This is a genomic window from Kitasatospora sp. NPDC048298, from assembly GCF_043201465.1.
Classification (GTDB): domain Bacteria; phylum Actinomycetota; class Actinomycetes; order Streptomycetales; family Streptomycetaceae; genus Kitasatospora.
This window is the reverse complement of the sequence record NZ_JBICYZ010000080.1, coordinates 21,153-46,634: the sequence shown is the minus strand read 5'-3', so window position 1 is coordinate 46,634 and position 25,482 is coordinate 21,153. Positions and strand designations below refer to the sequence as shown.

The 25,482-nt window shown below is 71.1% G+C and carries 18 protein-coding genes and 2 pseudogenes; 7 read left to right on the top strand and 13 right to left on the bottom strand.

What is annotated here, in order from left to right; translation table 11 throughout:
* Nucleotides 1–244: hypothetical protein (locus ACGF0D_RS37795; RefSeq protein ID WP_392924308.1), on the bottom strand; the 244-nt coding region annotated here is incomplete at its 3' end.
* Here ACGF0D_RS37795 and ACGF0D_RS37790 point away from each other — a divergent pair.
* Nucleotides 146–517 carry a restriction endonuclease gene (locus ACGF0D_RS37790; protein ID WP_392924313.1) on the top strand — a complete coding sequence of 124 codons (372 nt, stop codon included), beginning with the start codon at nucleotides 146–148 and terminating at the stop codon, nucleotides 515–517. The genes ACGF0D_RS37795 and ACGF0D_RS37790 overlap by 99 nt on opposite strands.
* 735 nt (nucleotides 518–1,252) lie before the next feature.
* Here ACGF0D_RS37790 and ACGF0D_RS37785 read toward each other — a convergent pair.
* Nucleotides 1,253–2,419 carry a tyrosine-type recombinase/integrase gene (locus ACGF0D_RS37785; RefSeq protein WP_392924305.1) on the bottom strand — a complete coding sequence of 389 codons (1,167 nt, stop codon included), beginning with the start codon at nucleotides 2,417–2,419 and terminating at the stop codon, nucleotides 1,253–1,255.
* A gap of 681 nt (nucleotides 2,420–3,100) precedes the next feature.
* Between ACGF0D_RS37785 and ACGF0D_RS37780 the strand changes: the two genes are divergently transcribed.
* Nucleotides 3,101–5,317: a hypothetical protein gene (locus ACGF0D_RS37780; RefSeq protein ID WP_392924302.1), complete on the top strand. Its 2,217-nt coding sequence runs from the start codon at nucleotides 3,101–3,103 to the stop codon at nucleotides 5,315–5,317.
* A gap of 61 nt (nucleotides 5,318–5,378) precedes the next feature.
* On the opposite strand, the gene ACGF0D_RS37775 is transcribed toward ACGF0D_RS37780, so the two are convergent.
* From ACGF0D_RS37775 to ACGF0D_RS37750, 6 genes and pseudogenes are all read right to left on the bottom strand, one after another.
* Nucleotides 5,379–5,675, bottom strand: a complete 297-nt coding sequence (locus tag ACGF0D_RS37775) for a hypothetical protein (RefSeq protein ID WP_392924300.1) — start codon at nucleotides 5,673–5,675, stop codon at nucleotides 5,379–5,381.
* A 99-nt stretch (nucleotides 5,676–5,774) separates the two neighbouring features.
* Nucleotides 5,775–6,062, bottom strand: coding sequence for a tyrosine-type recombinase/integrase (locus ACGF0D_RS37770; protein ID WP_392924299.1), 288 nt, complete (start codon nucleotides 6,060–6,062; stop codon nucleotides 5,775–5,777).
* Complete coding sequence (xerC, locus tag ACGF0D_RS37765; protein ID WP_392924310.1) at nucleotides 5,972–6,751, bottom strand: tyrosine recombinase XerC; 780 nt, start codon at nucleotides 6,749–6,751, stop codon at nucleotides 5,972–5,974. The genes ACGF0D_RS37770 and xerC overlap by 91 nt, the downstream gene beginning before the upstream one ends.
* A gap of 57 nt (nucleotides 6,752–6,808) precedes the next feature.
* Nucleotides 6,809–6,934: pseudogene (locus tag ACGF0D_RS37760) on the bottom strand (Arm DNA-binding domain-containing protein); the annotation flags it as partial.
* An 827-nt stretch (nucleotides 6,935–7,761) separates the two neighbouring features.
* Nucleotides 7,762–8,982, bottom strand: coding sequence for a tyrosine-type recombinase/integrase (locus ACGF0D_RS37755; protein WP_392924296.1), 1,221 nt, complete (start codon nucleotides 8,980–8,982; stop codon nucleotides 7,762–7,764).
* A 2,309-nt stretch (nucleotides 8,983–11,291) separates the two neighbouring features.
* On the bottom strand, nucleotides 11,292–12,677 hold the full coding sequence (locus ACGF0D_RS37750; protein WP_392924294.1) for a DUF3472 domain-containing protein: 1,386 nt from the start codon (nucleotides 12,675–12,677) through the stop codon (nucleotides 11,292–11,294).
* A gap of 358 nt (nucleotides 12,678–13,035) precedes the next feature.
* On the opposite strand from ACGF0D_RS37750, the gene ACGF0D_RS37745 reads away from it, so the two are divergent.
* Both ACGF0D_RS37745 and ACGF0D_RS37740 read left to right on the top strand, forming a co-directional pair.
* Nucleotides 13,036–14,499 carry a serine/threonine-protein kinase gene (locus tag ACGF0D_RS37745; protein ID WP_392924292.1) on the top strand — a complete coding sequence of 488 codons (1,464 nt, stop codon included), beginning with the start codon at nucleotides 13,036–13,038 and terminating at the stop codon, nucleotides 14,497–14,499.
* Nucleotides 14,500–15,207: 708 nt separating this feature from the next.
* Nucleotides 15,208–15,882 carry a response regulator transcription factor gene (locus ACGF0D_RS37740; RefSeq protein ID WP_392924289.1) on the top strand — a complete coding sequence of 225 codons (675 nt, stop codon included), beginning with the start codon at nucleotides 15,208–15,210 and terminating at the stop codon, nucleotides 15,880–15,882.
* Nucleotides 15,883–15,895: 13 nt separating this feature from the next.
* On the opposite strand, the gene ACGF0D_RS37735 is transcribed toward ACGF0D_RS37740, so the two are convergent.
* The 4 genes from ACGF0D_RS37735 to ACGF0D_RS37720 all read right to left on the bottom strand — a co-directional run bounded on the left by ACGF0D_RS37735 (nucleotide 15,896) and on the right by ACGF0D_RS37720 (nucleotide 19,445).
* Entirely contained in the window at nucleotides 15,896–16,957 is a 1,062-nt protein-coding gene (locus ACGF0D_RS37735) for a hypothetical protein (RefSeq protein ID WP_392924286.1), read from the bottom strand.
* A 158-nt stretch (nucleotides 16,958–17,115) separates the two neighbouring features.
* The gene (locus tag ACGF0D_RS37730; RefSeq protein WP_392924283.1) at nucleotides 17,116–17,370 is read right to left on the bottom strand and encodes a hypothetical protein; all 255 of its coding nucleotides are present in this window, start codon (nucleotides 17,368–17,370) and stop codon (nucleotides 17,116–17,118) included.
* A 96-nt stretch (nucleotides 17,371–17,466) separates the two neighbouring features.
* Nucleotides 17,467–18,774 carry a sensor histidine kinase gene (locus ACGF0D_RS37725; RefSeq protein ID WP_392924280.1) on the bottom strand — a complete coding sequence of 436 codons (1,308 nt, stop codon included), beginning with the start codon at nucleotides 18,772–18,774 and terminating at the stop codon, nucleotides 17,467–17,469.
* Nucleotides 18,771–19,445, bottom strand: coding sequence for a response regulator transcription factor (locus tag ACGF0D_RS37720; protein ID WP_392924277.1), 675 nt, complete (start codon nucleotides 19,443–19,445; stop codon nucleotides 18,771–18,773). Before ACGF0D_RS37720 ends, ACGF0D_RS37725 begins: the two co-directional genes overlap by 4 nt.
* 147 nt (nucleotides 19,446–19,592) lie before the next feature.
* On the opposite strand from ACGF0D_RS37720, the gene ACGF0D_RS37715 reads away from it, so the two are divergent.
* The 3 genes and pseudogenes from ACGF0D_RS37715 (at nucleotide 19,593) to ACGF0D_RS37705 (ending at nucleotide 24,272) form a co-directional block, all read left to right on the top strand.
* Nucleotides 19,593–21,299 carry an alpha/beta hydrolase gene (locus ACGF0D_RS37715; RefSeq protein ID WP_392924275.1) on the top strand — a complete coding sequence of 569 codons (1,707 nt, stop codon included), beginning with the start codon at nucleotides 19,593–19,595 and terminating at the stop codon, nucleotides 21,297–21,299.
* A gap of 92 nt (nucleotides 21,300–21,391) precedes the next feature.
* Nucleotides 21,392–22,783, top strand: a complete 1,392-nt coding sequence (locus ACGF0D_RS37710) for a hypothetical protein (RefSeq protein ID WP_392924273.1) — start codon at nucleotides 21,392–21,394, stop codon at nucleotides 22,781–22,783.
* Nucleotides 22,784–22,898: 115 nt separating this feature from the next.
* A pseudogene (locus tag ACGF0D_RS37705) lies at nucleotides 22,899–24,272 on the top strand (M60 family metallopeptidase).
* Nucleotides 24,273–24,304: 32 nt separating this feature from the next.
* Here ACGF0D_RS37705 and ACGF0D_RS37700 read toward each other — a convergent pair.
* A complete protein-coding gene (locus tag ACGF0D_RS37700) occupies nucleotides 24,305–25,306 on the bottom strand; it encodes a pyridoxal-phosphate dependent enzyme (RefSeq protein ID WP_392924271.1) in 1,002 nt (333 codons plus the stop codon).
* Nucleotides 25,307–25,482 lie beyond the last annotated feature (176 nt).

Here is a 25,482-nt window from a genome sequence, read left to right as displayed (position 1 = left end):
CTTGAGCACGATCAGGTACATCGGCGTCACGAACAGCCCAACCATGGGGCCGACTCCTGCCGAAGACGTGGTGCCCATATGACCCGATGAAATCACCCCTGTCGAGTTCGAGCGGGCGGTCGCCGAACTCGCCCGACGAGACGGCCTGTTGGTGATGCAAGGTCGCGGCAGGGCAGGCGACCTTGGCGCCGATGTGATCGCGCTTGCCCCGGACGGCCGCAAGATCGTCATCCAGTGCAAACACAAGCACAAAGCGGGCCGAAGGCGACCGTGCGGTTCGGACGTGGTCCAGACCGTCAACGGCACGGCCCGCCCTGAACACGGAGCCGACATCGCCGTGATTCTCACCAACGGCACTTTCACGAAGCCCGCTCGCGAGCTTGCCCATAAGCACGACATCCACCTGCTGTGGGGAGAAGACCTGGAGCGCTGGGCCACGTGGGGAAGCCCGCTTCTCGACGTACTCGGCGAAGACGACGACAGAACAGCCAGTGCCGAGGCCAGCCGAAGCGCCTGACAGGTGGCACTCCCACGGAACGAATTCCCTGACACCGGTGGACAACGCTGAGCGCATGTGGACGAGAAGTGCCCCAAGAGACGGAGCTGCGCTTTCGTTTGACGACCTGCGCATCGACCGGCGGCAGCCGCCCACAGAGGCAGCGGAATCCCACTTGGCGTCCTGACCGATATGCATGTCTACACGACGGATGCCGAACCGGGCTGGCAGCGTAAGGGCCACTTTGCCTTCTGCACGCACGCCGGTGAACGCGGCGTCACCGGGTCGACGACCTGCTGACCGTCGCGGACCTGCTCGCCCGTGACAACTTCGACTGGTGCAGCAAGTACGACGGCTCACCGACGGCCAACTCTCCTACTACCGGGTGGCCCACCGCCTCCACAACTCGCCCGGACGCTCGACCCGAACCGCAGCGTACCGGGCAGGACCGACTGGTGAGCCCTGGAGAGACAGCTCAGCGAGCCGTCCGACTGGCGCCCGATCGGCGAGAAGTACTGGGATGCCCCTGAGCCGTGGAAGTGGCTGGAGATCGTTCGCGACCTTCAGCACAGACCTGCAACCTTCCGCCGCCGTACTCCGGAGCGAACGCTCGCCAGGCGCGGTGTGGACGATTAGCGACCGGCACGCTGATCGTCCACAACCACACTGTCGCACGCTGCTGAGGCCCCACAGATTGCACACCGGATGCGGCCACCGGCCGGACGGAAGAACGAGCCCCGACCGCGTGGCCGTCCGCTACGCCGCCAGTGGCAAGTCGTCGTCACCACGGGGGAGGGCTCGGAGTTGGCCTGTCTGGGCTTGGTCGAGGGCTCGGGCGAGGGCGTTGACGGCCTGGTCGGCGGAGTCCTTGAAGAGGTGGCCGTAGAGGTTGATCGTGGTCGCCAGGGTGGCGTGGCGCAGGGTCTTGGAGACGATCGCGATGGGGATGCCCTCGGCGATCATGATGCTGGCAGCCGTGTGTCGCAGGTCGTGCAGCCCGATCCGGGGCAGGCCGAGTTCGACGGTGCGTTTGCGGAGCTGGTCGAGGACCCACTGGGGCCGCAGGGGCGAGCCGTCCGCGTGGGCGAAGACCAAACCCTCCAGCCGGCCCTCGGGGTGGGCGGCCATCTGGATGGCGGCCTGGCGGTGGAGGGCGGCCATGACCCTGGGGGAGAGGCTGATCCAGGCGCGGCTGGCCTCGGTCTTGGGCTGGTTGAAGTGGAGGTCGCCGTTGTCCACGGCGGACAGGGTCCAGCGGACGAACAGCTTGCGGTCCATGAGGTGGACGTCCGGCCAGTGCAGGGCCAGGACCTCACCGCGGCGCATGCCGGTACCGAGCATCACCTCGAACAAGTCGGCCAGCTGGTCCGCATACTGCTCCGCGTTGTGCCGCAGGAACGCCGCGGCCTCCTTCGGAGTCCAGCAGGTCCGCTCGTCCGCGCGGGGCTTGGGCGGCACGCAGTGCTCGGCCGGGTTGAACTTCAGCCGCCACGACCGCACCGCGTGGTTCAGCGCGTTGCGCAGCGTCGAGACCACCCGGTACAGCGTGACCCGGCCCCGGCCGGCCTTGCGCTGCGCGGCCATCCAGTCCTCGATCTGCTTCGGCCGCAGGTCCAGCAGCCGGCACCGCCCGAACGCGGGGATCAGGTCCCTCTCCACGTACGCCTTGTAGCCGGCGTAGGTGTTCACCGTGAGCTCCTCCTTCCTCGCCGCCAGCCACTCCCGCAGGAAATCCGCCACGGTCGTACGACGCACCTCGTACGCCCCATTCAGCTCGCCCTCCAGCACCGCCGCCAACTCCTGCGCGGCCTCGGCCTCCGTCGCGAACCCGCCCCGCCGCCGGGTACGCCGCCTGCCGTCCGCCGGTGCCAGGTCGACGCAGTACGTCCACGACCCGTGCTCCGCCTCCTCCAGCAACCGCACACACCACGCACCCAACTGCCTCCCGTGCCCGTCCTTGCACCCACACCGCCGGTACACCCTGCCCCGCTGCGCACGCTGTCCCATGAGCTTCCCCTTCTCCCGGACTGCCTGGTGAATCTGAGGCAAGAGTGGCTGCTGTGTCGGGTGTGGCGGCAGAGCGCGTTGGGCGGTGCGCGAAGCACTCAGAACCAGACCGCGAAGACACGCTCAAGACGACACACCGTCCGGAAGATCACTATCCGTAGCCAGTGGGTAAGCGACCGTGATCCGCCCACAGACGCCAGCCCCGCGAGGCGACCAGCGCCGTCGACGCAGCAGCTTCCGGGTGCGCGCGGCGGTGCCTGCTGAAGGGCCGACAGATCCCGGTCCGTAGATCCGTCCATGAGCCTCATCCCGGCCGGCCTGCTGAGCGGCTGCTCCCGATCCCGATGAGATTGAGGAGCAGCAGGAGGTCGAAGGCGCTCGCCGCCCCTACTGCCTACCGAGCCCATCGATCTCGAGGCGACGAGGAGCAGGAGCCGGACGACGCGCGATGCTGGATCGGCTTCTCTTCGGAGCGAGCGTGCTGGAGTGCCACGGACGCGCTCCCGCTGTGGTGCAGTTCGCCCGGAACAGGCGCTCGCGGGGCCGGTGTCCGAGCTGCCGGATATGCTCACCGGTCGAGACTGATAGGGGAGTTACGTGCGCGACTCTGTGCTGACTGCTGACATTCCGCTCGGCCCGTTCGACGGCCATCTCGTCCCTGTCTTCGCGGCGAAGGGCAAAGCCTCCAAGCTGCACGCACACCTGCGATGCCCCCGGCTTCGCGCGGACGGAGCGGTGGCCTCCGAAGCGCCGCTGAACGCCGCGACGATCGCCCGGATGTGCTCCGCCTGCGCACATCACGGGGACTGGGACCGTCCGGACAGCGGTGTCGGCCTCTTCCTGCGCGCGCTCGGCGGCTACCACGGGCTGCTCTCCCAACTGCAGGAGTACACGGAGGCGGATCCGGACGACGAGGTGACGCAGGAGGAAGCCGAGGACGCCGCAGAGGTTCTGCGCGCCGAGCCGGTTTCCGAGGAGAACGAGACCTACGGCGAGGACAGGGATGCCCGCGACGACGCGGAGCACCTGCGGGACCGGGCGCTGTCCAAGTGGCGTGACGCCGCGGACAGCCTTCACCTCGCCGAGAGCGTCGTCGCGAAGTTCCCCTGGCTCACCGACTGGGCGCGGCCGAAGGCGGCACTGAAGGAGGAGTACCTCCAGGCGCTGCGCGAACGAGCGGGACTGTTCGTCGAAGCGGCCGCACTGGTGGAAGCAGCGGCGGCCGCGAGCCTGGAAATGCCCGAACTCCCCACAGAAGACGACGCATTCAGCGCCATCGGCGACCGCAAGGAGATCGCCAGCCGGCTGCGGTCGATGTGGTCCCGCTGGCAGGGATCAGCAACGGACGCATGGGGACTGCCGGGCGACCACCTGGTCACGTATCAGGCCATCGGGGGAATCAATTCACGGCGCAAGGGGTACGACGAAGCCTGCCGTGCGGCAGACCGGCTGCTGCTTTCCTGGGAGGAGGAAGCACGCCGGGTCGCCCGTACCTCGGACCCGGGTGTGACGGTGACGCTGACTGCACACCTGCAGGAACTCCGGGATGAGGACCCCTACTCGCAGCAGCGTGAGCGGACGCTGCTGGGCGGCCTCGACAACTGGACGATTGGCGTCCTGCTCACTTACCTGAGCAGCGCCGACTGGGGCCAGCGCAGGCTCACTTTCCGCGCACCCCAGCTGATCGTCGACCAACTCCTGACCCGCACCGCGCTCGTGCGGTGCGAGCCCGAGCCTCCCGGCGCCCCAACGGTTGCCGACGAAGCGGGTCCTCTGAGGCCGGGGGTCTTCGACGACACCCCCGTGCACCAGCGCCGCCCCCTCACCGCAGAGCACCTGCGGCTGCTCAGCACCGCGCCCGGCGCCGAGGACCAGCTGTACACCGTGTTCTCCACCGACGCCGGGACGGAGGTCCTGCCCTTCAAGGAACTGGAGCGGCGTGCGGCCCGTGGCTGGCATGGTGTCCTCGTCGCCAGCTCCGCCGACCTGCCCGCGGCACTGATCGTGCCCTGGTCCGAGGCCATCGGCCATCGTCCCCAGGAGCCCTCCGCCATGTGGCGGGAACGGATGTGCGAGGCCGACGATCCGCTGTTCGGCGAGCGGCTGGGCCTGGCCGTTGGCGCCGAGCACGCCGCCTGGCTGGTGTTCGGCGACAAACCCTGGGCGCGGGAGTCCAACCTGAGGCTGCTCGCGGTGGCCCGCGGCGTGCCCGACCTACGCAGTCTGGACTCCGGGTACGACCGGGCCGGGCGTTCGCGCAGCCTCCCCAGCGCGGTGTGGCACGGACTCCTCGCCCACAGCCAGGACTTGGACCTCGAACCGTTCGAAGCACCCGACGACAGCACCTGGAAGCGCAGCGGTAGCGGCATCCCGCTGGGCCTCCTCGTGCAGGTCGAGGTCTACGCGGTCAACGCCGACCCCCGCTACCAGGGCAAGGGGCACTCGCCGTTCTGCTCCCATGTCCGCGAACGCGGAGTCGCTGCAGACGACGACCTGCTCACCATCGCCGACCTGCTCGGTGACACGAAGTTCGACTGGTGCAGCAAATGCGGCGGCTATGCGATCCGCCGCCTGACGGACACCCAGCTCGCCCACTACCGTGCCGCCCACCGACTCCACGACATCGCGCAGCAATTGGACCCCGGCTGGGGCGGGTACGATCCGGGCCGCCTCAGCCAGCTGGTGGAGCAGCTCCTGGAACTTGAGAAGTGGGACCCCGCCGGTGACGACCGCTCCTACAGCGAGGACTCTCGCCGGTGGCGCCGGATTGTCCGGGAGCTGCTGCTCCGAGCCAGGTCCGCCCAAGCCGGCTAGCCCTGCACCGCCTTCGACCGACTGCTGCCCCAAGGCACCGTGGCGATGCTGGCGTGTCCGCCTACGGCTGGAGTTCGTCGAGTTCGGCTGCGATTGTGTCGACCTCGGTGGCGAAGATGCGGAGATCCGAGGCGAACTTTCTGACCCGGTCGGCATCGCGCATGTAGCTACTGCTCATGCCGGTATCGCCGAGGTCGATCCAGACGCACGGGCCGCCGTCCTCGGGGTCGGTGAGGATTCCGGCCTTGAGAGCTGCGTGCTCGATGTCACCGCCGGGACAGTCGCCTTTCGGCAGAAGGACGGTGGGCTCCTCCGTCTCGGCGCGCGCGGTCCCAGATGCGGCGGTGGTCGGCGTCACGCTGTCTCCAGTGCTCGAGGGTGGCTCGGAAGGACGAGGACAGGGGCCACCAGCGGATACCCGCTGCCTTTGACCGATGACGGGCAAGGCTGTGATCGTCTACGCGGCGAACCGCAGTGCGCGGGTGGGGCCGTCAACGACGTGGTGGGCGTCGGCGTGGTCGAGTGCGGTGGAGAGAGCCTTGACGGCCTGGTCGGCGGAGTCCTTGAAGAGGTGGCCGTAGAGGTTGATGGTGGTGGCGAGGGTGGCGTGGCGCAGGGTCTTGGAGACGATGGCGATGGGGATGCCTTCGGCGATCATGATGCTGGCGGCGGTGTGGCGCAGGTCGTGCAGGCCGATCCGGGGGAGTCCGAGTTCGGCGGTGCGTTTGCGGAGCTGGTCGAGCACCCACTGGGGCCACAGGGGAGCTCCGTCCGAGTTGGCGAAGACCAGGCCCTCCAGCCGGCCTCCTGGGCGGCGGCCGTCTGGAGGGCGGCTTGGCGGTGGAGGGCGGTCACGACTCTGGGGGAGAGGCTGATCCAGGCGCGGCTGGCCTCGGTCTTGGGCTGGTTGAAGTGGAGGTCGCCGTTGTCCACGGCGGACAACGTCCAGCGGACGAACAGCTTGCGGTCCATGAGGTGGACGTCCGACCAGTGCAGGGCCAGGACCTCACCGCGGCGCATACCGGTTCCGAGCAGAACCTCGAACAGGTCGGCCAGCTGGTCCGCGTACTGATCGGCGTTGTGCCGCAGAAACGCCGCAGCCTGCACCGGTGTCCAGCAGGTGCGTTCCTCGGCGCGGGGCTTGGGCGGCACGCAATGTTTGGCCGGGTTGAACTTCAGCCGCCAGGAGCGCACCGCGTGGTTCAGCGCGTTGCGCAGCGTCGAGACCACCCGGTACAGCGTGACCCGGCCCCTGCCGGCCCTGCGCTGAGCGGCCACCCAGTCCTCGATCTGCTTCGGCCGCAGATCCAGCAACCGGCAACGCCCGAACGCCGGCACCAGATCCCTCTCCACATAGGCCCTGTAGCCGGCGTACGTGTTCACAGTGAGCTCCTCCTTCCGCGCCGCCAGCCACTCCCGCAGGTACTCCGCCACGGTCGTACGACGCTCCTCGTACGCCCCGCCCAGCTCACCCTCCAGCACTGCAGCCAACTCCTGCACAGCCTCGGCCTCCGTCGCGAACCCGCCGCGGCGCCGGGTACGACGCCGGCCGTCCGCCGGCGCCAGGTCGACGCAGTACGTCCACGACCCGTGCCCCGCCTCCTCCAACAACCGCACACACCACGCCCCCAACTGCCTCCCGCGCGTCCCGGCACCCGCACCGCCGGTACACCCTGCCCCGCTGCGCACGCTGTCCCATGAGCTTCCCCTTCTCCCGGATTGCCTGGTGACTCTGGGGCAAGAGTGGCTGCTGTGTGAGGTGTGGCGGCAGAGCGCATCGTGCGGTGCGTGAAGCACGTCAGAACCAGACGGCGACGACACGCGCCAGGCGACACACCGTCCGGAAGGTCACGATCCGTAGCCGGTGGGTAAGCGACCGTGATCCGCCCGAGGCACCCCACCTGGCCAGGGGCGACTCGCGGAGGGCTGCGGTGGTCGAGCGAAGGCCCCTGCTGACGCGTCGACAGATTGCTGTTACTGGCGGTGACGAAGGCAGCTTCGGGGGTCTGGGGACCATTTGGGGACCAGTTTGGGACCGCACCTGGTGGGCGCCCATGAGCGCCCGTGGGCGTTTACGGACATCTATGTACGAATTTGAACGCGACTGGGTATCGCGTGGGTTCGGGTCCTGTCGACCGTGGATCTCCATGAAGCGCATCAACTTCTCATGTTTTCAGCGTAGTTGAGCAACGAGAAAGCCGAGGCCTGGAGGCCTCGGCTGCCGACAATAGTTGAACCCCTTGACTGGGGGTCAAGGGGTCGCAGGTTCAAATCCTGTCGTCCCGACTGTGAAGTCGGTTGTGAGAGCGGCTACTTGGGAAACCAAGTAGCCGCTCTCACTCGTTTCCGGGGCGCGCGTGGTCGCAGGGTGGTCGCGTCCGGTGCTCTGACCTGGCGGTTTGCGGCTGACGTGAGTGCGGGTGATCGCGTGGGCTGACGGCTAGTCAGTTGATCTCGCGCGGGAGGTCTGCGTGGTCGAGTGCGTCAGCGAGGGCGGTGACGGCTTCGCGGGCGGCCTGGGGGAGCAGGTGGCCGTAGATGTTGACGGTGGTGGCCAGGGTGGAGTGCCGTAGGGTCTTGGAGACGATGGCGAGCGGCACCTGCGAGCTGATCATGATGGTGGCGGCGGTGTGTCGCAGGTCGTGAAGGCCGATCTTGGGCAGGCCGATCTCGGCTGAGCGCCGGCGCAGTGCGTGCAGGAGGCGCTCGGGGTTGATGGGCTTGCCGTCGGGGCGGGTGAAGACCAGGCCCTGCGGGTGGGGTTGGCCTGGGTGTGTGCCGCGGTGGCGGACGGTTTGTCGGCGCAGGGCGGCGGTGACGCGGGGGGAGAGGCTGACCCAGTTGCGGCTGGCGCGGGTCTTGGGCGCTTGCAGGTGCAGGCGGGCGTTGTTCACCGAGGCCAGGGTCCAGCGCACGAACAGGATCCGCTGCTGGAGATGGATGTCGGGCCAGTGCAGGCCCAGGACTTCGCCGCGGCGCATGCCGGTGCCGAGGATGACCTCGAAGATGTCGGCGTAGGCGTCGTTGTAGGTCTCGGCGTTGTGGTGGAGGAAGGCGGAGGCCTGCTGGGGTGTCCAGCAGAGGCGCTCGGGTGCGGCGGGGCGCTTCAGGGCGGCGTTGCGGGCGGGGTTGCGGGCCAGCAGGTCGGCGCTGACGGCGGTGTTCATGGCGCTGGAGAGGATGGCGCAGCAGCGGTGGACGGTGGGGCGTCCGCGGCCGGCGGCAAGCTGTTGCTGGGACCAGGTGGTGACGTGCCGGTCGCGCAGGCCGGCCAGGGGGAGTGGGCCGAAGGCCGGTATGAGGTCGTGGTGGACGTGGCGGTGGTAGCCGGCGTAGGTCGTGGCCTTGAGGATTTCCTGCTTGGAGAGCAGCCACTCCCTCAGGTAGTCGGCGACGGTGAGGGTCTCGTTCGCTGTGACGCCGGTGCGCTCGGCCACCAGGAAGTTCTGTAGTGCGGTGAGGGCTGCGCTCTGGTCGGAGAAGCCGCCGCGACGCCGGGTCTCACGCTTGCCGGACGATGAGGCCAGGTCCACGGCGTAGGCCCAACTGCCGTGGTCGGGCGATGCGTTCAGTTTCGGGCAGCGTGCGCCGTACTGGCGGCCGTTGGTGTCCCGGCACCCGCAGCGCCGGTAGACGCGTCCGCGCGCAGGATCGGTCAGGTTCACGGAAATCGACTCCTTGTGTGATCGGGCTGGGCCCAGCTTCACCGCGGGCTGGACTGGCGCGGCAGGGGGTGGATCATGGCGTCGGGGAGGCGAATCTGGCGACCATCTGGGCCTGCGAGCTGCGGTGATCCCCTTGGAAAGCGCACAAGGGAAGGGGATGTCGATTCCGTGGCGATTATCGGAGGCGTGCAGAGTCGATTTCGGGGTGGTGAAGAATGAGGGCGGCAGGCCGGACGGCGGCGGCCTGAAGCCCTCATTCATTTCCTCTGTGTGCCGGACAATTGACGCCTGGAGTGGCGACTGACGCTGCCGAACGCTGCGCGCCACGGTTTGGAACGCGATCACCGGGAGTGAGGCTGGTGGCCGGGGCGCCGGTGGGGAGGGCTGCCTCGGGTTCGCCGAGCAGGCGGGTGACCTCGGTGGCGCCTGGCGTGATCGCCACTGCCTGCGGATCTTGTCGGGAAGACGCGGCGGTGGCCCGGTTCGGGCCGGTAGCGTCGCCGCCGTGCAGGGCCCCGAGTCGCTGCCCGATCTGACCGACGCTGCCGCCTGATGAGCGGCAGCACGGCTGCATTCTGTTCGGTCGCCGAGCGTCAGTCCCAGCGGGGCTCGGAGAACTCGCGGGATGTGCAGTTACCACCAGACGACGAGATACCCGGTCCCGCCGGCGTCACCGGCATGGCCGTTGCCGGACGGGCTGGCACCTCCAGGGCCTCTGTTGCCGTCGGCGCCGCCGCTTGGCAGGCTGACGATGCCGCTCGCAGCGGCGCTGCGCTGAGCGCCGGAGCCGTTGTTGCCGTGCCGCGTGATATCGCCCGTGCTGCACGTGCCGTGGCATCGCGCCCACGGTCTGCAGGACCTTCGGGTAGTTCTCGGGCAGCGCGTCCTGGCTCATGCCCTGCTTGCGGTGCGGCACCAACAGCATCCCGCCCGCGCCAGGCGCGCTGGTGACCCGCTCCAACTCCGCGTCCATCTGCGGATCCTCCGCCTAGCGACAGGAGTTCCCTGCCGCGAGGGGACTCTCGCCCGTCTCACCGACCGTCAGGACCGGCGGCAACGCGCTCGGGCCGATTGAGCGGGGCCTGTTCGTAGATGGTCGACGGCATGGCGGTCGTCGTCGGCGAGCCGGTGGAGTCCGGCGCTGGCGGGGTTGGTACGGAGGGAATCGGCGATCGCCGACAAGCCCGCGACAGCGAGGGCTTGTCGGCGGCGGTGGTCGTCGCGGCAGCCGCAGCGCCGGTAGACGCGTCCCCGATCTCGGTTGCCGGTGGGGGTGGGGGAGCAGTGCATGGTGATCGCCTCGAAGGGTCGGGCGCGCGGGATGTTCCGCTCCCAGTCTGCGCTCGCGGGGCGACCACCACGCGACCACCCGCTCATGAAAAGATCGCTGACCTGCGGATCTCCCTTGATCAGCCGCAAAGGAGATCCGCAGGTGGTTGGGCATCGGGTTGCCGCAGTGTCCGGGCAGAGGCGGTCAGATGAGCCGGTCGTGGTGGCGGGCGGCGGTTTCGCGGACGAGCTGGGCGAAGCGCTCGCGGCGCGGGCGGTAGCCTGAGGTGCCTTCAGCGGGCACGGTCCTCCGCCTCTGCTCACCCGGCCGGACGACGGCTGTGGTCGGGTATCCGGGGCGTCGGATCCTCTTTGCCGCACCGTCTTGCCGACCGGCTGCGGGTGTCATCCGTGGGTGGCCACCGGGAGCGCGAGCACGAGGACGAGTCCCCCCGCGGGGTTGTCCTCGAGAGTGATCCGGCCGCTGCCGGACGCCTTCAGCTGCCGAACCACGGCTTGCAGGCCGCCTCCTGAGCTGCGCGTCCGCGAGCAGCCAGGGCTTCGCCTCGCAGGCCACGTCCGGCCCCCGGTCCGCCACGCGGACCTCACCATCGCGGTCAGCGCCTGGTCCAGCTGTCCCTGATCGACAAGCACCGGTGGCAGCCGGGTCGGCAGGTGGACGGTGCTGTGACCCGCTGCATGGCGGCCACTGCCGTGGAGACGGCTGAGGCGACGCAAGCCCATCCCGGCGAGGGAGGCCGAGCGGCTCCTGCCCGGACGGCCCGCTGCTCATGGGCACGTCGGCTGCGCACGACCGCGGTCAGGTGGGCGACCGTGCCCGCCGCCGCGCGAGCGGCCCTGCGGCTGTGACTGGTCACGAGCGTTCTTCTCTGTTCGGTGAGCGGTTGGACGGGGCGTCCGGCACGTTTTCGAGTCCGGTTCGCTTGCCCTGCTGAGGGGACTTCAGCCTCAGTCGGCTGAACGCCTGACGGCGAGGAGCCCATGAGCGGTTCGCGGACAGGTCGGCTCCAGGGGCGGGGTCAGCCGCGGGTCCGTCGAGCACGGTTGCGGCGGTGGAAGACGGCGAGGGCGGTGGCGGTTCCCGCGAGGAGCACGGCTGTGCCGCCCAGGAGGAGTGGGAGGGTGTCGCTGTGTCGGGTGGCCGTGGGGGTGGCCGGGTGGGGGCTGTGCGGCGTGGTGGTGGGGGAGGGCGCCGTCGGCGGGGTGCCGTTTGCGGGGGCGTCGTTCGTGGGGGCGCCGTCGCGGGTGGGGACGCTCCATGTCTGGTCCGTGCTTCCTGGCGTGCAGGGCCGGGTGGCGGGTGTGCCGTCGGGGGTGGCGGTGAGGCACTGCCCGGACTTCTTGTTCCGCAGGGTTCTCGCCGTGGCGTCGTAGGTCCACTGCTTGGCGGGGTCGGTGACCTTGCCGTCGTCGGCGGCGCCGGCGCAGTCGCGCACGGCGGTGGTGGAACTCTGTTCGGTGAGGCAGTAGTTGGAGGGCAGGCGCAGAGTCTGGTCGGGGGCAAGGACCCAGGCGCGGTCGGTGGTGGGCGTGCAGTTGGACATCGTGAGCTTGGTGCCGTCGGCGGGGGTGCCCTGGGCGGTGAGGCAGGTGCGGCCGTTCTGTAGCGGGCCGCGGGCGCTGTTGCCGATGGCGTTGCGGTGCGTGCTGCCTTGCGCGGTCAGCTCGGCCTTGGCCTGGGGCTTGCAGAAGTCGCGCAGTTCGGTGGAGGTGGCCGCGGCGGTGACGGTGCCCGCGTTGCCGGTCGGCAGGCCGAAGGCGACGGCTGAGTTCGGCTGGTCGTAGCAGGTGGAGCGAGCGTCGTTCCACTCGAAGTACTCGGTCCAGTCGACCATGTTGTCGGGGGAGATGCCGGTGGCCTTGGTCTTGATGCTGCCCAGGTCGATGGTGGTGCCGGTGGTCTGGTCGGTGACGGTCGCGTCGAACCATCCGCCGGTGACGGCTGCGACCTTGAACTGGTAGGTGTGGCCCGCCTGCCAGTCCAGGGAAGCCGAGCATTGCTGACCGGTGCCCTCGCCGCCGAAGGGCTTGCATCCGCTGCCGGGGCTGCCCGGCTTCGACTCCGTGGTGTCCCAGACCGAGAAGAGGATCTTGCGCGGGGAGCCGCCGTTGCTCTGCATGCCGATGTAGGCGGTGTGCTGGTTGTCGAAGTCGAACTGGTGGCTCCAAAAGATCTCGGCGGTGTAGCCGGGGTCGTAGGCCGGGGTGGTGGTCCAACTGACGTCGTGCAGGGAGCCGGTGCCCTTCGGGAAGGTGTAGTAGGTGTATGTGCCCGGTGTGTGTCCCTCGTCGGCGGCCGCCGTGCCCGCGCCGACCAAAGCGATGGCCATGGCACCGAGCCCGCTCGCCAGGCCGAGGCGGCGCGCTGCGGCGGGTCGTCGGAAGCGGGTCGGTCGGTTGTGCATGCGGGCTCTCCTCCGGGCTGCGGTCGAGTCATCGAACCGGTCGTGCGTCGTAGGAGTATGGCGGGCGGATCATGAGGCTCTGATGAAGGAGACCATCCAGGGTTCCCGCCGAGAGGCGCGCTCAGAGGCGTCCGCGATGGGACGACTGCCCTCATCAGAACCTCACGTTGGGGTGGCTACGGTGCCCGAGCCGCGGGAGGGGAGGGGGCCTCCGCTCCCGGCGGCTGCCGTACGACTGGCCGGGGCCGACATCCCGGCCGCGGCGTTTCGAACTGCAAGCGACGAACAGGGCGCGTGTGTCCTCGCGTCCGGAACCGCCGTCCGGTCCCGAGGAGGGCACCGGGACAGGGGTAGCTGGATGGCTGAGGAACGGGCGTACGCCGTCGGCGAGTGGGTCGCCGGGCGTTTCGAGCTCCTGGAGCGGCTCGGCGTCGGCGGCATGGGAACAGTCTGGCGGGCCCGTGACCTGATGCTGGAGCGCGAGGTCGCCCTCAAGGAGATGCGGGCGCTCGGCTCCGCCGACCCGGGCCACGCGGACCGCATTCGGGAGCGGGTGCTGCGCGAGGCCCGGGCCCTGGCCAGGGTCAACCACGTCAGGGCCGTCACCGTCCACGAGGTGCTCGACCACCAGCCCTTCCCCTGGCTGGTGATGGAGCTGGTCACCGGCCGCCCCCTGCACGAAGTCCTCGCAGACGGCCCTCTCCCTCCCGTGCAGGCGGCCCGGATCGGCTTGGACGTGCTCGGCGCCCTCCGGGCCGCGCACGCGGCGGGCATCCTCCACCGGGACGTCAAACCGGGGAACGTGATCATCCGTCCGGACGGCGCGGCCGTGCTGACGGATTTCGGGATCGCCGTCGTCGACGGTTCGCAGACCCTCACCGCTCCCGGCGACATCATCGGCTCGCCGGAGTACATGGCCCCGGAACGGATCCGGGGCCAGGCGGGCGGGCCGGCCTCCGACCTGTGGTCCCTGGGCATGCTGCTCTACGTGTGCGTCGAGGGCGAGAATCCGACACGGCGCGACTCGGTGTGGCAGACGATGGTCGCCGTCTGCGACCAGCCGCTGCCCGTACCCGCCCACGGCGGACCGCTCGCCCCCGTGATCGAGGCCCTGCTGGTCAAGGAGGCCGGGCTCCGTCCGGACGCCGCCACGCTCGAACGGCGACTCTCCGCCGTGGCCGAGGGCGAGGCCGTCGCAGGGAGCGAGGCCGTCACCGAAGTGCTCCGCCGGCTCGACGCGCCCACCCTGGCGGGACGGGTGCTCCCGCACGAGGCCGCTCCGGACGCGGGCACCGCCCCTGCCCCGCTCGCCGCACCGACCCGCCGCGGGCGCAGTCGGCTTCCCCTCGTGCTCGCGGCGGCCGTCGCCACCGTCGCGGCAGTCACCCTGCCGTGGCTCGGCGGTGGCACCCATCGAAGCCCAGACTCCGCAGCGCCGAGCGCCGAGGAGGGAACAGCGAGCGCCGAGCCCGGCAGCTGGATCGCCCAGCTGGCCGAGATCCCGCACACCACTGACCCCGCCGAGCGTGACCGGCAACTCGCTGAGCTTCAGCGGCGGATACCCGGCGCCACGCTGGTCGATTCCGACAACTGGGAGTCGCTGCCCTCGGGCTACTGGATCGTCCGCGCACCCGGCACCTTCACGGACGGCTACGAGGCACTCGCCTACTGCGCCGGGCACGGCGACCACCAGTGCTCCGGCCGGTACCTCAGCCAGGACGCCGCCGATCGCGAGTACCAATGCGAACCGGTCCCCGAACCGGACCCCGCGACCTGCCAACGTCCGGGCGGCGGCCATGTCACGACGAGTACTGTGCCCTGAACCCGTCGGACCGGTCCCCGGCGATCCACGAGGTTCGAGGCGAGGTCGCCGACGCCGTGCTCCGGCTCTCCTTGGACGAGGCCTCCCACGTCACCGGCCAGGCGCTGGGCGTGCACGGAGGCCGGACCGCGCAGTGACCCACCGCGCCAAGGCACGAGGAGCTTCCGCGTTCGGACGTGCGCGCGGGGGACCGGCACCGGTCGGTGAGTGGCGGGGTGGGATCAGCCCTGGTCGGCACTTTCCCCGTCGAGGGTCGTGCGGGTTGACGGGCCAGGTGCCGCGGCCGAAGGCGGCTGGTGGCGGGGCCGGCCGGTGGCAGGGGGCGGTTGCTTGGGCCGCCGCCACCTGCCACCTGGCCGGGACACAGCTGCCGCGCCCCTGCGGCGGCTGTGCCGGACGGTCGGGAGGGCGGGTGCAAGCGACGGCTGATCCCACAAAACAGCAGTCGTGCGCCTCCAGACCGAGTCTGGTTGCACCTTCACGGGGTGCGCCGGGTCGAGTTCCTCGAACCGGAGGAAGGGGAGCGCGCTGCGGTGGGCCGCCACCCGTGCCAGCCCGAGGGCCGGAAGTTGACGTGGGGTGTCGACGAAGAGCATGGCGGGCCGATCATGAGGATCTGATGAGGTCGCCTGCCCCTGGCCGAAAGCCGAACCGGCCTTGCCCGGGGCGGAGTTGACCGGAGGAGGAAGGCGGCTATCGTTGGCCGCCGTGCGTGTACTGATGGTGGAGGACGATGACGATCTGCGGTTCGCCGCTGCGGCCGCGCTGCGCTGGGACGGCTTCGCGGTCGACGAGGCCACCGACCTCCCGGCGGCGGCCGAGGCGCTGCGGGGTGTCAGGTACGACTGCGTGGTCCTCGACCGGCTGTTGCCCGCCGGCGACGCCGTCGACCTCGTGCAGAGGCTGCGGCAGCGCGGCGACGCGGTGCCCGTGCTCCTCCTCACCGTGCTCGACGGGATCGCCGACCGGCTGGAGGGGTTCGACGCGGGTGGCGACGACTACCTGGTGAAGCCGTTCGCCGCGCCCGAACTGGTGGCCCGGGTACGGAGTCTGTGCCGGCGGGCCGGGAGTGTGCGGCTGCCCTCGTATCGGGTCGCCGACCTCGCCGTCGACACCGCGCGCCGTGAGGTGCGCCGGGGTGGCGTGCTGCGGCTGCTGACCGCGAAGGAGTACGCGGTGCTGGAGGTCCTGGTGCTCCGGGCGGACCAGGTGGTGACGCGGGCGGAGCTGACCGAGCGGTGCTGGGAGGGCGGGGCCGAGCCGCAGTCCAACGTGGTCGACGTCGTGATGTCCCAGGTGCGCCGCAAGCTCGGCAACCCGCCACTGATCCACACCGTGCGCGGGGCGGGGTTCCGGCTGGTCGGCGGCGAGGATCCGCGCTGACCCAGTCGGCTGCTCAGCTCGGCGGCACAGACTTCCAGCGCCACGGGAGGCCGCTGCCGGTGCCCGGGAGCGTGCCGAACAGCGCCTGGTAGAGCGGGCCGTCGACCGGCTCGCCGAGCGGGCCGGACCAGGTCACCGCGGCCTCGGCGTCCTCGGCCCGGACCATCGTGCGGCCGGACTCCAGGACGGTGTCCAGGATCGCCCGCTCGGTGTCGGTGGCCGCGGGCTCGACCGGCTCGACCCGGAGCCGGCGGAACCTGCGGGGAGCGGCCGTGGTCACCCGCAGTAGCATGGCGAAGGGGCCGCTCGCGGACAGCGCCAGCCGCCACTCGTCGCGCTTCTCGGGGAGCTTGAGTACCAGGTGAGTCGGGGTGCCCGGGGCGGACGGGTCGGTCGGATCGGTGACCTCGACCGTGGCGGCCAGGTTCGCGATCAGCTCGCGATGGGCCGGCTCCGCGGCCGAGCGCGCCGTGCGGTCGCCGGGCGGGTGACCCTCGCGGGCGCTTCGGACGGCGTCGAGGCAGGCCCCGACCCGGGCCGACCGGTCGTCCCCCCGGGACGGGCCGAGCAGTTCGCGCTGGCGGTGGCGGGCCGCACGGATCCGGGGGATCGGCCCTGTCCGGGGCCAGCCACCGGGCCGGGCGGGGTTCGGGTCGTCACCGTGCAGCAGCAGCAGCTCCAGCGCCGCCGTGTAGTAGCCGGCGGCCCGCTCGGGGTGGCCGGCCGCGGCCAGGCAGTCGGCGAGGTCCTCGTAGGCGTCGGAGCCGCCCGCCTTGCGCGCGTGCTTCTCGGCGGCCTCGACCGCGGCCCAGGCCTCCTCCGTCCGGCCCGCGGTGAACAGGGCGGACGCGTACTCCGGGAGTGCCCACTTCAGCTTCCGGAAGGTGGGGCGGACCGCGGCCACTTCGTCGAGCAGGGCCAGTGCCCGCTCGTGGAACTCGGCATCGGTCCAGTCCCGCGCGGCCAGGGCCATCGATTTCAGGCGCCGCGTGCCGGTCCGGGTGGCGGCCGTGGCCTCGTGCTCCGCAGCGCTCTCCTCGCAGGTGTAGGACAGCGGGCCGAATGGTCTGCTCATGGTGCTCCTCTGAACGTCGGTAGGTATCAGCGGCGCCAGCGCTCGCGCAGGGAGAGGCTGTTCAGCGCCGCGCGGTCGTGCTGGTCAGCGGGCAGGGCAAGACCTTGGAGCGGCCCCGCCGCGCTGCGGTTCTGACGAACCACCGGTTGGCGCAAGGGTCAGCGGGCGCCGCGAGTGAGAACCACCGCCACTGGTCGCATCCGCAAGCCCTTGAGTACGAACGTGCCGGCCGCGTAGTGCCGCCGCAGCACCGAGTGGAACGGCCGCAGCTGGTCGGCGGTTGCCCCGACCGTCCGGCCGCGGTGGGCCGACCCGGGCTCCGGGGTGGCCGAGCTGAGCCCTACGAGGAAAGTGCAGACGACGGCGGTGGCGAGCAGGGCAATGGCACAGCGCTCGCGGATGGCGGACTTCACGGGGCTCCCCTTTCGGTGTTCCGGGCAGGGTGCCTGGGGGAACCTGAGGTTTCCGTGAGGAGCGGGGTGGTGTCCGAACCGTTCTGCTGCCCGTGGTCAGGGGCGTCGCTTCGCCGGGAGCGTCAGGGTGAAGCGGGCGCCGCCGCGGGCGCTGGTGGTGACGGTGAGGGAGCCGTCGTGGGCGCGGGCGATCCAGGCGGTGATGGACAGGCCGAGGCCGGTGCCGGTGGAGTCGGAGCCGCTGCGGAAGCGCTGGAACAGTGAGTCGGCCAGGTGGGGCGGTACTCCGGGTCCGGCGTCGTCGACGGTGAGGGTGCCGTCGTGGGTGACGGTGAGTTCGATCTCGGCGGGTTGGCCGGGGGCGTGGCCGTGGGTGAGGGCGTTGGCGAGCAGGTTGGTGACGGCTCGGCGGAGCAGGTCGGGGTCGGCGTTGACGACGGTGGGCTCGGTGCGGAGGGTGATGACGTTCTCGCCGGTGTGGGTGTCGTCGACGACGGCTTCGACGAGCTGGTCGAGGCGCAGCGGCTCGGTGGCGAGGGTGGTGACGCCGGCGGTGAGGCGGGCGCGGGTGAGCAGGCCGTCGACGAGGTCGCCCATGCGGGTGGCCAGGCTGACGGTGCGCTTGAGTGCCTCCGTGCGGGCGGCGTCGTCGCGCAGCGCGGTTTCGGCGAGCAGGCGCAGTGAGGCGGCGGGGGTGCGCAGGTCGTGGGCGGCGTCGGCGAGGAAGGCCTCGTGCTGGTGCACGGCGGTCACGGTGGGCCGGATGGCGCGGCCGGAGAGGAGGTGGCCGGCGAGGGCGGAGAGCGCCAGCGCGACGGCGCAGCCGGCGGTCAGCAGGAGGGTCAGGTCGCGGTGGGCGTCCTGGTCGGTGGTGGTGTCGGTGGCCACGACGACGGCGCCGCCGGTGCCCTTGTCGTCGGGGCCGGTGAAGACCTGGGCGAGGAGGCGGAGCGGGTGTCCGTTGTCGGTCCGGGCGTCGGTCTTGGCGACGCTGTCGTCCGACACTGCTGCGTGGGCCGCTGCGCGGATGTCGGCGTCCCGGACGTGCACGCAGGGTTGGCGCGGGGTGTAGACGGTCCTGAGGCTGTCGCCGGTCCCGGACAGGACGGTGACCGGCGGGCAGGAGGTGTCGACGAAGTCGGGCAGGTTGCGGGTGTCGAGCTGGCCGTTGTCGTCGTAGGCGAGTTCGGCGATGGTCTGGGTGGCCTGCAGCTTGAGGGCGTCGTCGGTCTGGTGGCGTCGGGAGACGTCGTCGTTGTGGACGGCGAAGGCCGCCAGGGCGACCAGGCCGATGGCGCTGGTGAGCGCGTACAGCGCGGTGAGGCGCCAGCGCAGTCTTCGGGCCCGGTTCTCCGCCGGTGTCCGCCGGGGCGCCTTCCGGAGCCGGTGGAGGAGTGCCTTCATCGTCTGTCCTCGGCGGGCGCCAGTCGGTAGCCGACGCCCCGGACGGTGTGGATCAGGGGCGGGTCGCCGAGCTTGCGGCGCAGCTGGGAGACGAGGACGTCGACGACGTTGGAGTTGGGTTCGGCCATCTCGTCCCAGCACTTCTCGATCAGTTCGGCCCGGGGCACCGCCTGGTCGACGCGGGTCGCCAGCAGTTCCAGGACGGCGAACTCCTTGGAGGTGAGGAGCAGGAGCACGCCGCCGCGGCGTACCTGGCGGCGGGCGGTGTCGATCTCCAGGTCGGCCAGGCGGTGGACGGGCGGGGTGACGGTACCCGCCCGGCGGCACAGGTTGCGGACCCGGGCGATGAGCTCGGGGACGGCGAACGGCTTGACCAGGTAGTCGTCGCCGCCCGCGGCGAACCCCTCGACGCGGTCGGCGACCCGGTCGCGGGCGGTGAGGAAGAGGACCGGCACGGTGCGGCCGGAGCGGCGCAGTTCCCGGACGTGGTCGAGGGAGTCGCCGGAGGGCAGCATCCGGTCGAAGACGGCGCAGTCGTAGTCGGTGACGAACAGGGCCGCGTCGGCGGCTGGTAGATCGGCCGCCTCGTCGACGGCGAGACCGTCGCCGCGCAGGGCCGCCGTCACGGCGAACCGCAGATCATCGTTGTCCTCTACAACCAATACGCGCACAGTGGTCAAGGATAGTCCCGCCGGCCTCATCAAAACCTCATGGTCCCCCAGCCATGCTCCTGCGACGTACCCGACAGCGACGTGGGATGGGACCGAGCAGTGCAGCGTTTTCTCCGGAGCAAGGGCACCACGCACACGGAGGAGGGCTTGTTCGGCAATGATCCCGCAGCGGCAGGTCCGGTCCGCCGGCGCCTCGGCCGCACTCCCCGGACCCCAGGCGCGAGGGCGCCGCGCCGCACCCCCGAGCGCCGCGCCGCCCTCGCCCTGGCGCTGGCCGTCCTGGGCGCCGTCCCGCTTGCCGCCTGCACCCCGGGCACACCGACCGCAGCGCAGGCGACGGTGACAGCCGAGGCCTCCGCCCAGCCGACGCTGCAAGCCTTCTACCGGCAGAAGCTCGACTGGGCGGCGTGCGGCGAGCTGAAGTGCGCCACGCTGACCGTCCCCATGGACTACGCACACCCGGAGAACGGGAAGACCTTCGTGCTTCCCGTGGTCAAGGCAGCCACCGCGATGCCGGACCAGCGCATCGGTTCGCTGGTCTTCAACCCGGGCGGCCCGGGTGCCTCCGGCGTGGCCCAGCTGAAGGACGGCGGTGTCGACTCCTTCACGAAGGGGGCCAGGGCGCACTTCGACATCGTCAGCTTCGACCCGCGCGGTGTCGCGGGCAGCAAGCCCGCCGTCGACTGCACGCCCCCCGACGACGCACCCGACCAGGGCGACGGCGACGCGCCACAGCCGCTCTACCCGCGCACCGACGCCGAACGCCAGGCCGCCCTCGCGGACGCCGACCGCACCGCCGCCGCCTGCCAGGCCCGCAGCGGCGACATCCTCCCGCACATCGGAACCCTCGACGCCGCCCGCGACCTGGACGTGCTGCGCGCCGCCCTCGGCGACGACAAGCTCAGCTACGTCGGCTGGTCCTACGGCACCTACCTCGGCACGATCTACGCCGAACAGTTCCCGCAGCGGGTGCGCGCCCTGGTCCTCGACGGCGCGATGGATCCTGCCCTCGACTGGTCCGAGGAGGCGCTGAGCGGGGGCCGGGCCTTCCGCAAGGCCGTCGACGACTACGCCGACAACTGCGCCAAGGTTGTCCAACAGGGTTGCCCGGCGGCCACGCCGGACGGCATCCGCACGCTCATATCCGACCTCTTCGCGAAGACGGCGCGCCACCCGCTGCGCATCAAGGGCAGCGACCGGCGGCTCGACGAGAACACGCTGCACAGCGCCATCACCGCGTCGATGTACACGCCGGAAGCCCAGTGGCAGGACCTCTCCGAGGGCCTGACCGCCGCGCGCAAGGGCGACGGCACCAAACTCGCAGACATCGCCGACCACGGCCAGAACCTCCAGGACAACGGCTCCGGCGATTCGAGCTCCTCGCCCGCCGCGAACGATCCGGGCACTCCTACCGCCGCCCCCGCCGCCGACGCGACGCCGCGCGACAACAGCGGCGACGCCCTGATGGCCGTCAACTGCCTCGACAACCCCCACCCCAAGGACCCGCAGGCGTACTGGCAGGTCCTCGACCGCGCCTACCAGGAGTCGGGAGCGTTCGGCGCCTCCACGGTGCTCGCCGACCTCAACTGCCGCAACTGGCCCACCGGGCCGCTGCAGCCCCACCGGGTGAAGGCCGACGGCCTGCCGCCCGTCCTCGTGGTCGGCACCACCGGCGACGCGGCGACCCCGTACAAGGACGCCCAGAGCCTCGCCTCCCAGCTCCCCGGCGGCATGCTGCTCACCTACAAGGGCCTGGGCCACACCGCGTACGGGCGCAGCAACGCCTGCGTGAGTGACGCCGTGGACGGCTACCTCGTGGACCTCAAGCCCGTGCAGCCCGGGGCGAGTTGCTGACCTCATTCTTCTGACGCATCCAGTCAGAAGATCGGGATCGTCGGCCTGGCCGGCGTCTCCCGATCGCCCAACAACCCTGGGGGACTTTCCACTTGTCCACTCGCACCATCGCGCTGTCCGCGCTCGCGGCATCCGCCGTGCTCGCGGTCGGCGCCATCACCCCGGCCGCGTCGGCAGCCGAGCCGACCGATCCCGCCACGACGACGCTGCCGGTCGCCGTGGCGGCCGCCACCGACGCGCCGAACGTCGCGCTGGCGACCCCGTCCGACTCCGGCGCGCCCGCCAAGGCCGCCACCCCGGACCTCAAGCTGGACTCCTACGACCAGCAGAGCGGTCAGGCCGTCCTCGCGCCCACCGGGAACGCCACCGCCGATCCCGGCGCCGCGGCCGCCGCCACGGCGAGCGTCCAGCCGGGCCAGCTGATCGACAGCCCGCCGACCGACGCCGCACCGCACGGGGCCCTGGTCAAGGTCACCGACGTCCGTCCGACCGGCGACGGCAAGGTCGCGGTCAGCACCCGCCCGGCCGCGCTCACCGAGCTGCTGGGCCGGGTCAAGGCCGCCGGCCGTACCGTCCTCGACCCGCACAACATCCAGGTCCAGCCGCTGGTCAACGGCCTGGACGTCTCCTTCGCCGGCGACAACGCAGGCGGCAGCGGTTCCGCCGCGGCCGCACTCCAGTTGAAGGCGCACGCCTCCGTCCCGCTGCCCGACCAGAGCTGGGCCGGCGGGGCCGTAACCACCAAGCCCACAGTCGACGTCGACGGCACCATCGAGCTCAAGCCCGTGGTCGACCTCGACTACCAGGGCGCGAAGTTCGGCCTCATCCCCCAGCACATCAACGTGGGCTTCGACCTCGGCGCGCACGCCGACTGGCACGTCACCGCAGGCCTCCACGCCGGCCTGACCCCGGTCAAGGTGCCGCTCGCCAAGCTCTCCGCCCACCCGGTCGTGCTGGTCGGCCAACTGCCGGTCGCGCTCACCCTGGAGCTCACCCTCACCGCACAGGTCTCCGCCGACGGCGACATCACCATCGACACCGAACAGGCCGTCGACGGCGCCTGGGGCATCCACGCCGACTACACCAAGGACACCGGCTGGAGCACCACCACCGACCCCGGCACCACCAACGTCACCCCGGTCAGCGCCAAGCTCACCGGCAACGCGCAGGTGCGCACCGGCCTGCTCGCCGACGCCGGGGTGTTCCTCTACGACACCGTCGGCATCAAGGCCGGCATCGAGCCCTACCTGCGGGGCACGGTGAACGGCGGCATCAGCGTCGACACCTCCGGTGCGCCGCCGAAGATCGACGGCCAGGCCTCCCTCTACGGCGGGCTCGACGTCAACGGCTCGCTGGCGGCACGCATTCCGTTCCTGGGATCCGCCTTCGAGAAGGACCTGACGTTCCCGCTCTTCCACCGCGAATGGCTGATCGCCCAGCGGAGCACCGGCAGCGGCACCCCGCCGGACCAGCCGGCCGGCTGACCCGCAGCTGACCGGCAGCTGACCGGTAGCCACTGACCCCTGCGGGGCCCGACGATCCCCCGGGCCCCGCAGGCACACCGACCGGCAGGCGACGTGCCGGATCACCCGACACGAAATGGAGAGCGCGACCAGGATGGTGCAGCACCCCAGGAGACCCCGAACTCTCGGCCTCGTCCCGGTGGTAGGCCTGCTGGCCGCCACCATGCTGAGCACGGGGTGCAGCGCCGACACACCTCCGGGCCCGACGCCGCCTCCCTCGACCTCACCGCCGTCCGTCCGGGACATCACGCTCTCCGCCACGCCGTCCGCGGCGGCGGAGCAGAAGCGGCTGGCCACGGACTTCCATGCGGCCGACGTCCAGCCGACCGGCCTCTACCTGCCGCCCCACACCCCCGTCACCGTCGGCATCGCCCGCCCCTCGGGCGCGCCGGTGCCCGAGCTGCTGATCGGGACCTACGGCCTCGACGGGACCGACCAGGGCGAGGAGGAGAAGCCGCGCGCCCGTCCCCTGCCGGACGTCACGGCCACCGTGAGCGACGACGCGGGCGGGATGCTGTACGTCCGGTACACCAACGACGACCGGGACGAAGTGCCCACGATCACCCTGCACTTCGGTTCGGCCGCCCGTCCCGTTCCGTACCACGTCCTGGGTCGCTCCCCGGCCGCCGACTGGCGCACGCGGCTCGCCGAGGCGACGGACGTCCCGGTGGCCCAGCTGGTCGGCGAGCACGTCGTGCTCACCGTCCACCTCGACTCGGCCCGCCGCAATGCCGGCCAGGACCCCGACGCACTGCTGAACACCTACGAACGCATCCTCGCCGTGGAGGACGCGATCAGCGGACTGGACGGGCACGACCCCCGCGACCGGCGCAGCCCGCTGCGCTACTTCGTCTCGGAGGCCAAGGCGGGCATCAACCCCAACGCCTAGGACGACCGGGTCGCCTACCCCTCCGACGCGATCGATGAAGCGCTGAACGCCGAGCAGCTGACGAAGAGCTGGGGCATCTGGCACGAGTTCGGCCACATGCACCAGCAGTCGTCCTGGCTCTGGGAGGCCGTCACCGAGGTGACCGTCAACATCTACAGCCTCGCCGTGCAACGCGACGCCGCCCGGCCGACCCGGCTCGCCGAGGACGGCGCCCCCGACGCGGTCCGCACGTTCCTGGCGGCTCCGGCGGCCAAGAAGGACTTCAACGCTCCGGACGCGGACCCCTTCGTCCAACTGACCATGTTCGAGCAGCTCCGCCTGGCGTTCGGCGACCGCTTCTACCCCGACCTGCACAAGCTGACCCGCAGGGAGGAGAAGGCGAGCGACGCCCAGCAGTTCTTCATCCTGAACGCCTCGCGCGTCTCGGGGCGGAACCTGCTCGACTTCTTCACCGCGTGGGGGCTGACGATCACCCCGCAGACCCGGGCCGACGTCACCGCTCTCGGCCTGCCCGCCCCGGACCGGGACCTGACGACCCTCGACGTCACCAAGGCGTCGTAGCGTCTGTCCCTTCAACGCGCCGGCGATGCAGGTCACCTGGGGCCGAAGGTGTTGAGGAACAGCACGGGTCCGTCGGCGAAGCGCCCGGCCGCGTCGAGGTCGAGCAGCGCGGCGAGCGCCTTGGCGGTGTAGGTGAGTTCCAGGTCCAGGCCGGCCTCGGACGCGGCCCGGTCGCGTGCCACCCGAGCGCGCGCGGTCGGGTGCGCGTAGCCGGGTCCGAGCCAGCCGCGCTCGGCGACGACGTCGCCCTCGCCGAGTTGTACGCGCGGCGGTCGGGCGCCCCGATTCCGCAGCAGCGACTGGGACTTGGCGGCAAGGTGGATGAGTGTTGCGCTGTCGAGGTGAAGGGTGTCGTTGACCACGATGCCCAGGACCCGGGTCCGCAGGCCGGCCAGCCGCAGTCCCAGGGCCAGTCCGGCGGCGGTGCCGCCGGAGCCCACCGCCGTCACGACCCAGCCAGGCTCGGGCAGCAGCCCCTGGGCCACCTGTTCGGCCAGTTCGAGTGCGCACTCGACGTACCCGAGCGTGCCGAGCGGCGAGGACCCGCCGGGCGGCAGGTAGCGGGGGAGGGCCAGGCCACGGGTGTGCCGGGCGAACAGCCAGGGCGCGGTCAGCAGCAGTCGCACTTTGGTGTGGGCGAAGTGCAGGGTGGCTCCGGAGTCGCGCAGCCGCCGGAGTTGGGCGCGGACGTGGTCGTCGACCGGGTGGTCGATCAGCGCGAGCGCGACGTCGAGGCCATGCTGCCGGGCGTAGAGCGCGGCGGCCAGGCCCCAGTTGGTGCCGAGGCCGCCGACGGTCAGGACGGTCCGAGGGCGGCCGTGGAGGATCTCGGGCAGCAGCCACTCCAGCTTGCGGACCTTGTTCCCGCCCCAGCCCCCGTTGCCGTAGCCGCTCTCGTCCTTGAGCCACACTTCGGACCGGCAACCGAGGCCGGTCAGCGGGCGCACCGGCGTCGGGGCCTCGCCCAGCGACAGGTGGGGAAGCGTGACGGCCACCTCCGGCCAGCGCTGGTGGATGAGCGGAGGAGATGTCATGGGCCGACCGTACGGCCGCCAACGGGTGATGACGAGACCGTCGGCCCGCCTCATCGAATCCTCACCTTTCCTCCGCCAAGCTCCGCTGTGCGCGGCCATTGACGCGGTGACCGACGCAGGACGCCCTGGCTCGTACGATGCCCCGCCGGGGCGTCCTGCCGAACGCCTTCGAAGGA

Coding starts and splice junctions, on each gene's coding strand:
- ACGF0D_RS37750 (WP_392924294.1), bottom strand. CDS start 12,677: ATGCACAACCGACCGACCCGCTTCCGACGACCCGCCGCAGCGCGCCGC.
- ACGF0D_RS37700 (WP_392924271.1), bottom strand. CDS start 25,306: ATGACATCTCCTCCGCTCATCCACCAGCGCTGGCCGGAGGTGGCCGTC.
- ACGF0D_RS37725 (WP_392924280.1), bottom strand. CDS start 18,774: ATGAAGGCACTCCTCCACCGGCTCCGGAAGGCGCCCCGGCGGACACCG.
- ACGF0D_RS37735 (WP_392924286.1), bottom strand. CDS start 16,957: ATGAGCAGACCATTCGGCCCGCTGTCCTACACCTGCGAGGAGAGCGCT.
- ACGF0D_RS37745 (WP_392924292.1), top strand. CDS start 13,036: ATGGCTGAGGAACGGGCGTACGCCGTCGGCGAGTGGGTCGCCGGGCGT.